Consider the following 7,067-nt stretch of genomic DNA (forward strand, 5'->3'; position numbering starts at 1 on the left):
CGGAGCATGCTCCGGCTTTTTTCTGGGCTGCTATTACTGCGGCTGGTTCTGTTGCTGTTCCAGCTGACTGAGTTTGCTTTCCAGCTCCGCCAGTTTCGCCTGGGTGCGGCGCAGTGCTTCCGCCTGTACTTCAAATTCTTCACGGCTGATCAGATTGGCGCTGCTCAGCAAGCTCTGTAACTGGCTTTGCAGCATTAAGCGTACATCGGCTGACAGACCGGCCAGTGGGCTTTGTTGCAACAGTTGTTCGACACGGTTACGGATTTGTTCGCTGTTCATCATAGGGCTTCCTTATATACCGGCGGGAGTTTACCACGCCAGGCAATATGGCCCCAGTACCGGGCGTGACCTGCGATGCCGCCATGCTTTTGCTTTATGTCAATCCGGGCCTTTGCCCCGTTTTATTTCCCCCGACCTGCTCGTGCATCAATTTAGTGCCTATGCTGATTTGCAGGTGCACCAAAAGGGGCTGAAAAACAGCCCGATGCACCGCCGTTGAACTGCTATGAGGGCTTTTTAGCGGATGGTTGTTGCTAACTCCCTGAAAAACCGCATTTTTTAAAAGTTGGCACAGCCGCTGCTATAGGACATGTACAAGGTAAGTACAGAAAGAAAACGGTGCGCTCACCGGTTTACTTAATAAAAGCTTTGAATAACTGATGAAGGAAAAGAACCATGAAAAAACTGTCTCAAGCAATCGCTCTGGCTGGTGTGATGACTGCAGGTCTGGCCGCTGTTTCTACTGCGCAGGCTGAAGTTGAAGTTTCTGCATCGGCAACTGTTGCCAGCATGTATTTGTGGCGTGGTAAGGATCTGGGGAATGGCGCTGCTGCTGTTTCTGGTGATCTGACAGTTAGTGCTTCCGGCGCTTATGCAGGCGTATGGACTTCAAGCGGTGATACCTCTTGGGGTAATGAATACGATCTGTACCTGGGCTATGGCGCTGAAATGGGTGACTTCAGTTATGACGTAATCCTGTGGAACTACGTATATCCAAAGGGTGATGGTGCAGCTGGTAATCCGGATGATCGTGGCAATACCTTTGACTATGCCGATGCAATTATCTCTTTGGGTTATGCCGGTGCTTCTTTCACTTACTACAAGCCTATTGGTGCTGAGAGTGACGATAACTCCAGCTACTTCACCCTGGGTTATGGCTTGGATGCCTACTCTTTCACGCTGGGTAAAGCCGACGATGGCGATGACAGCGATTACACCCACCTGGATGTAGGTTATGCCTATAACGATAACCTGGCGTTCACTCTGTCCAAAGTAATCGACCAGAGTGCTGATCTGGACAAAGGCGAAGCCGGTGTTGATGAGGACCTGAAAGTGGTTGTTTCTTACAGCCTGCCTATCTCTATGTAAAAAGCATACAATGGCCCGTGCCCCCGCATGGGCCATTAATAAAACCTAAACTCGTAGCGTTTAACAAAGGGGTTTTCTATGAAACTCATTACAGCTGTGGTTAAGCCATTCAAACTCGACGATGTGCGTGAAGCGCTGTCAGAGATTGGCGTTCAGGGCATCACAGTGACCGAAGTAAAAGGTTTCGGCCGTCAGAAAGGTCACACTGAACTGTATCGTGGTGCTGAATACGTGGTGGATTTTCTGCCTAAGGTAAAAATTGACGTAGCGGTAGCTGACGACCTGACTGAAAAAGTCATCGAAGCCATCACCAAAGCGGCGAACACCGGCAAGATTGGCGACGGAAAAATCTTCGTTACCAACCTGGAACAAGTCATTCGTATCCGTACCGGTGAAACCGGCGCAGACGCGATCTGATCCTTCCTCATTCAATGAATCAGAGCCTTATGCGGGGGGCTTAGAATGGAAAATAATATTTTCGAACTCCAGTACGCGTTGGATACCTTTTATTTTCTGGTATGCGGTGCGTTAGTAATGTGGATGGCGGCAGGTTTCGCCATGCTGGAAGCGGGTCTGGTCCGCTCTAAAAATACCACTGAAATTCTGACTAAAAACGTCGCTCTGTTTGCGATTGCCTGCACCATGTACCTGGTGTGTGGTTATCAGATTATGTACGGCGGCGGTTACTTCCTGTCTGGTATCACTGAAGTGGATTCTGCTGCAGTACTGGCTGATTTCGCGGCCCGTGAAGATGGCTTCCAGGGTGGTTCTATCTACTCCGGCGCTTCAGACTTCTTCTTCCAGGTTGTGTTCGTAGCGACGGCAATGTCCATCGTATCCGGTGCTGTTGCTGAGCGTATGAAGCTGTGGGCTTTCCTGGCGTTCGCGGTAGTGATGACTGCGGTTATCTACCCGATGGAAGGTGCATGGACCTGGGGCGGTGCTTCTGTATTCGGTATGTACAGCCTGGGCGATGACTTTGGTTTCAAAGACTTCGCAGGTTCCGGCATCGTACACATGGCAGGTGCTGCTGCAGCACTGGCTGGTGTAATCCTGCTGGGTGCCCGTAAAGGCAAGTATGGTCCTAACGGTGAAATCCGTGCGATTCCTGGCGCTAACCTGCCACTGGCTACCCTGGGTACTTTTATCCTGTGGATGGGCTGGTTCGGCTTTAACGGTGGCTCTGTACTGAAACTGGGCGATATCGGTAATGCACACGCAGTAGCTGTTGTGTTCATGAACACTAACGCTGCCGCTGCTGGTGGTCTGATCGGTGCTCTGGTTCTGGCTTACATCCTGTTCCGCAAAGCGGACCTGACTATGGCTCTGAACGGTGCTCTGGCTGGTCTGGTTGCTATCACTGCAAGCCCTGATACTCCAACCCCTTTCGCTGCGACCATTATTGGTCTGGTGGGTGGTCTGATCGTGGTGCTGTCTATCCTGACGCTGGATAAAATGAAAATCGACGACCCGGTTGGTGCTATCTCTGTACACGGTGTGGTTGGTCTGTACGGTCTGCTGGTTGTACCGGTAACTGCAGACGGCACTACCTTCGGCGGTCAGCTGATGGGTGCGGCAACGATCTTTGTATGGGTATTCGCGGCTTCCTTCATCACCTGGATGCTGCTGAAAGTCATCATGGGTCTGCGTGTGACTGAAGAAGAAGAGTACGAAGGCGTTGATCTGTCTGAGTGCGGTATGGAAGCTTACCCTGAGTTCACCAATAAATAATTGGTCACTCAGCAAGAGCTGAAATAAAAAAGCCGGTCAGGAAACTGACCGGCTTTTTTTATTGGATTTTGTTTAGTCAGATTTCTTCGGCGTAGAAATCTTCAAGGTCGCGTTCCAGACGCTTACGTTCCAGGTGGGCTTCAATGGCACGGCGTGCCATCAGTTTTTTCGACATCTGGGAGTCTTTATTAACAACGACTTTGCCTTCCTGATCAAAGGAGACAACTTCTTCGTGGGCTTCGAATTTCATTGCTGCTTCCATTATCTTTCCCTCTGGTTGATCACAGTAAATCCTGCTGTGATTTTTCTTTTTATTGGTTGCAAAAGAATGACAGTAATCGCTGGTCAGGCCAAATTCTGTTCAGCGGCACTCAGGCGGTACGAAAGTCCCCTGTATAGCGCTCAGCCCGCAGAAATCGTGGCATAGCATCCGCAGCTGTTTCTTGAGAGGGATTTACAGGGAAATGTACTGAGCAAAAAGTCAGCGGCATTTATAAGAAGTGGCGCAAAACGTCTGATCGTAAAATCTGGAACCTGACCGACTAGTCAGATTCCAGCCGCAAAGATTTGATGCTGCGTTTGATGGCATTAAGGTGGGCGGCAAACTCAGGTCCGCGGCGCTGGGTTACCGCAACCGCCAGCATATCGATCACCATCAGGTGGGCGATGCGCGAGGTCATCGGTGTGAATTGTTCGGTGTCTTCTTCAATATTGATATTGATTGGCAGATCGGCGGCCGCACTCAGAGCGGTGTTGGCAGGTGCCAGACTGACTACCATAGCGCCGTGTTGCTGGGCCAGCTGTACCGAGTGCAGCAGATCTTTGGTGCGGCCACTCTGGGAAATTGCCACCACCACATCCTGCTCGCTCAGCGTAACTGCCGACATCGACTGCATATGCGGATCACTGTAGGCCGCCGTGGCCACCTGCAGGCGGAAGAACTTGTGCTGGGCATCAATAGCCACCGCGCCGGAAGCGCCAAAACCGTAAAACTCTACCCGTCGGGCATTACTGATAGCATTGGCCGCGGCAGCCACCTGAGTGCTTTGCAGCTGGGTCTTAACCTGATGCAGACGCTGAATGGTGGTGTCGGCGATCTTGTCGCAGATATCTTCGATACTGTCGTCTTCGATGATGGCGAACTGGCCGATATTGTTGGTGATCGCCATTTCCTGCGCGATACGCACCTTAAACTCCTGAAAGCCATTGCAGCCAATACCACGGCAGAAACGCACAATGGTCGGCTCGCTGACCTGTGCTTCCTGCGCCAGATCGACGATGCGCATATGCATCACCTGTTGCGGGGCACGCAGCACGTACTCGGCAACCTTTACCTCAGACTTGCGCAGGCTGGGGATGGCGGCGGCGATTTCGGCCAGAATCGGGCTGTTTCTCACAACAGGATTTCCTGGTGTCGGCTGGTAAGTGGGGAATTATAAAGGGCTTTTTGCAGTGAAGCCTATGGAATACTGGCCGCAGACAGAATCTGGCCGCAGTGGTGGCGTTATCACGGCGGCGAATACGGCAGGATACTGTATAAAACAGCAGCATTTTTACCCCGGCATCTGATAGACTCGCACGCCATGGATATTTCATTACTTCTCGATCAGTTAAACGATGGCCAGCGCAATGCGGTGGCTGCAAGTTCACGCCATCAGCTGGTGCTGGCCGGCGCCGGCTCGGGTAAAACCCGCGTGCTGGTGCACCGCATTGCCTGGTTGCTGCAGGTGGAAAATGTCTCGCCGTTTTCGGTGATGGCGGTGACCTTTACCAACAAGGCCGCCAAAGAGATGAAAGGCCGTCTGGAGCAGTTGCTGCAGATACCGGCGAATGGCCTGTGGGTAGGAACCTTCCACGGTCTGGCGCACCGCCTGCTGAAGTTGCACTGGCGTGAAGCGCGATTGCCGCAGCATTTCCAGATTCTCGACAGCGACGATCAGCAGCGGCTGATCAAGCGGCTGATGAAAGCCAACAATATTGATGACAGCCGCTATCCGCCGAAGCAGATTCAGTGGTTTATCAACGAACAGAAAGATGAAGGTCGCCGCGCAGCGCATGTGATGCCATCGGCCGATCCTTTCTCGCGCACCATGCAACAGGTGTATCAGCTGTATGAAGATAACTGCCAGCAGAACGGACTGGTGGACTTCGGTGAGATTCTGCTGCGTGCGCACGAACTGTGGTTACATCACCCGGATTTACTGGAGCATTATCAGCAGCGTTTCCGCAATATTCTGGTCGACGAGTTTCAGGATACCAACAACATCCAGTACGCCTGGATCCGCATGCTGGCCGGGGATCGTGTGTCGGTGATGGCGGTGGGCGATGACGATCAGTCTATTTACGGCTGGCGCGGTGCCAATATCGATAATATCCGTAACTTCCAGCACGATTTCCCCGGTGCCGAGCTCATTAAGCTGGAGCAGAATTACCGCTCGACCAAAACCATTCTGGAAGCGGCCAACGCGGTGATCGCCAACAACACCGGACGTCTGGGCAAGAGCCTGCACACCGAAGGTGAAGAAGGCGAAACCATCCAGCTGTACAGCGCTTTTAACGAGCAGGATGAAGCGCGTTATATCGCCGATCAGGTCGATGAGTGGGCGCGCAGTGGCCGTCAGCGTGCCGAAATGGCCGTGCTGTACCGTTCCAATGCGCAGTCGCGTACGCTGGAAGAAGCCTTGTTGCGTGCCGGTATTCCTTACCGCATTTATGGCGGCCAGCGTTTCTACGAGCGGCTGGAAATTAAAAATGCTCTCGCTTATCTGCGTTTATTACTGAACCGTCAGGATGATGCTTCGGTTGAGCGTGTTATTAATGTTCCGGCACGCGCGATTGGCGAAAAAACCGTGGATATTTTGCGCAGCTATGCCCGCGATCAGGGCAGCTCGTTGTGGGCGGCGGCTGAGGCGGCGGTACAGCATGGCATGCTGCCGAAGCGTGCCAGTGCTGCGGTACAGATTTTTCTCGATCTGGTCGAGGAAATGAGCGTCGGTATCGACGAGCTGGAGCTGCATGAAATTGTCGATCAGGTCATTAATCAGAGTGGTCTGATTGAGCACCATAAAAAAGAAAAAGGTGAAAAGGGCCAGGCGCGTCTCGATAACCTTGAAGAATTAATCAATGCCGCCCGTCAGTTTGAAAGCGATGATGGTTTTAATGCTGACGACAACGATGATACCGAAACCAATGAGCTGGCATTATTCCTCGACCGCGCGGCGCTGGATGCCGGTGACGGTCAGGCCGACGAATATGAAGATGCTGTGCAGTTAATGACACTGCATTCGGCTAAAGGTCTGGAATTTCCGCAGGTGGTTCTGGCCGGTCTGGAAGAAGGTTTATTCCCGCATAAAATGTCGATGGACGAAGCCGAAGGCCTCGAAGAAGAGCGGCGTCTGGCCTATGTCGGCATTACCCGGGCAATGGAAAAACTGATTATTACCCATGCTGAAAGCCGGCGTTTACACGGCCAGGAAAATTACAGCACGCCATCGCGTTTTATCCGCGAAATTCCGTCAGAACTGATTGCCGAAGTCCGCTTGAAAAACAGCGTCAGCCGGCCACTGACGGCCCGTGATCCTTCAGCAAGAATGAAGCAGCCTTCTTTTGTGCACGGTAATCTGCCCTACACCTTAGGACAGCGCGTGTACCACGAAATGTTCGGTGAAGGCACGGTGCTGCAATTTGAAGGGCAGGGCAGCGGTCTGCGGGTGCAGGTTAATTTTGATGACGCCGGCAGCAAATGGCTGGTGGCCAGCTTTGCCAAACTGGATGCACTTTAATTCAGAACACAATACGGTTGAAACAATAACAAGGAGCAAACGGAATATGAAACGCCTGACGACCCTGCTGCTGTCCGTAGTGGCTATCGCCGGACTCAGTGGCTGCCAGAAAGATGCAGAACAAGCCGCTGTAGCCGCACCGCAGCAAACCTTTAAATGGAAGCTGGTAACGTCCTGGCCAAAAAA

Annotated in this window: 7 protein-coding genes; 4 read left to right on the top strand and 3 right to left on the bottom strand. The window is 52.3% G+C overall.

The window, feature by feature from the left end; translation table 11 throughout:
• Window positions 1–33: 33 nt before the first annotated feature.
• Complete coding sequence (locus B3P58_RS01395; RefSeq protein WP_286715528.1) at window positions 34–282, bottom strand: accessory factor UbiK family protein; 249 nt, start codon at window positions 280–282, stop codon at window positions 34–36.
• Window positions 283–675: 393 nt separating this feature from the next.
• On the opposite strand from B3P58_RS01395, the gene B3P58_RS01400 reads away from it, so the two are divergent.
• The 3 genes from B3P58_RS01400 to B3P58_RS01410 all read left to right on the top strand — a co-directional run bounded on the left by B3P58_RS01400 (window position 676) and on the right by B3P58_RS01410 (window position 3,099).
• The gene (locus tag B3P58_RS01400) at window positions 676–1,368 is read left to right on the top strand and encodes a TorF family putative porin (RefSeq protein WP_286715531.1); all 693 of its coding nucleotides are present in this window, start codon (window positions 676–678) and stop codon (window positions 1,366–1,368) included.
• 78 nt (window positions 1,369–1,446) lie between these two features.
• Complete coding sequence (gene glnK / locus B3P58_RS01405; RefSeq protein ID WP_145467055.1) at window positions 1,447–1,785, top strand: P-II family nitrogen regulator; 339 nt, start codon at window positions 1,447–1,449, stop codon at window positions 1,783–1,785.
• A 45-nt stretch (window positions 1,786–1,830) separates the two neighbouring features.
• Window positions 1,831–3,099 carry an ammonium transporter gene (locus tag B3P58_RS01410; RefSeq protein ID WP_286715534.1) on the top strand — a complete coding sequence of 423 codons (1,269 nt, stop codon included), beginning with the start codon at window positions 1,831–1,833 and terminating at the stop codon, window positions 3,097–3,099.
• 76 nt (window positions 3,100–3,175) lie between these two features.
• Here the strand turns inward: B3P58_RS01410 and B3P58_RS01415 are convergent, their stop codons facing one another.
• Complete coding sequence (locus B3P58_RS01415; RefSeq protein ID WP_225670593.1) at window positions 3,176–3,349, bottom strand: PA3496 family putative envelope integrity protein; 174 nt, start codon at window positions 3,347–3,349, stop codon at window positions 3,176–3,178.
• A gap of 292 nt (window positions 3,350–3,641) precedes the next feature.
• Window positions 3,642–4,496, bottom strand: a complete 855-nt coding sequence (locus tag B3P58_RS01420; RefSeq protein ID WP_145467045.1) for an SIS domain-containing protein — start codon at window positions 4,494–4,496, stop codon at window positions 3,642–3,644.
• Between the two features lie 186 nt (window positions 4,497–4,682).
• On the opposite strand from B3P58_RS01420, the gene uvrD reads away from it, so the two are divergent.
• Entirely contained in the window at window positions 4,683–6,881 is a 2,199-nt protein-coding gene (gene uvrD, locus B3P58_RS01425) for a DNA helicase II (protein ID WP_286715538.1), read from the top strand.
• Window positions 6,882–7,067 lie beyond the last annotated feature (186 nt).

This window comes from Thalassolituus sp. UBA2009 (genome assembly GCF_002335285.1).
Lineage (GTDB): Bacteria > Pseudomonadota > Gammaproteobacteria > Pseudomonadales > Oceanobacteraceae > Venatoribacter > Venatoribacter alkanivorans.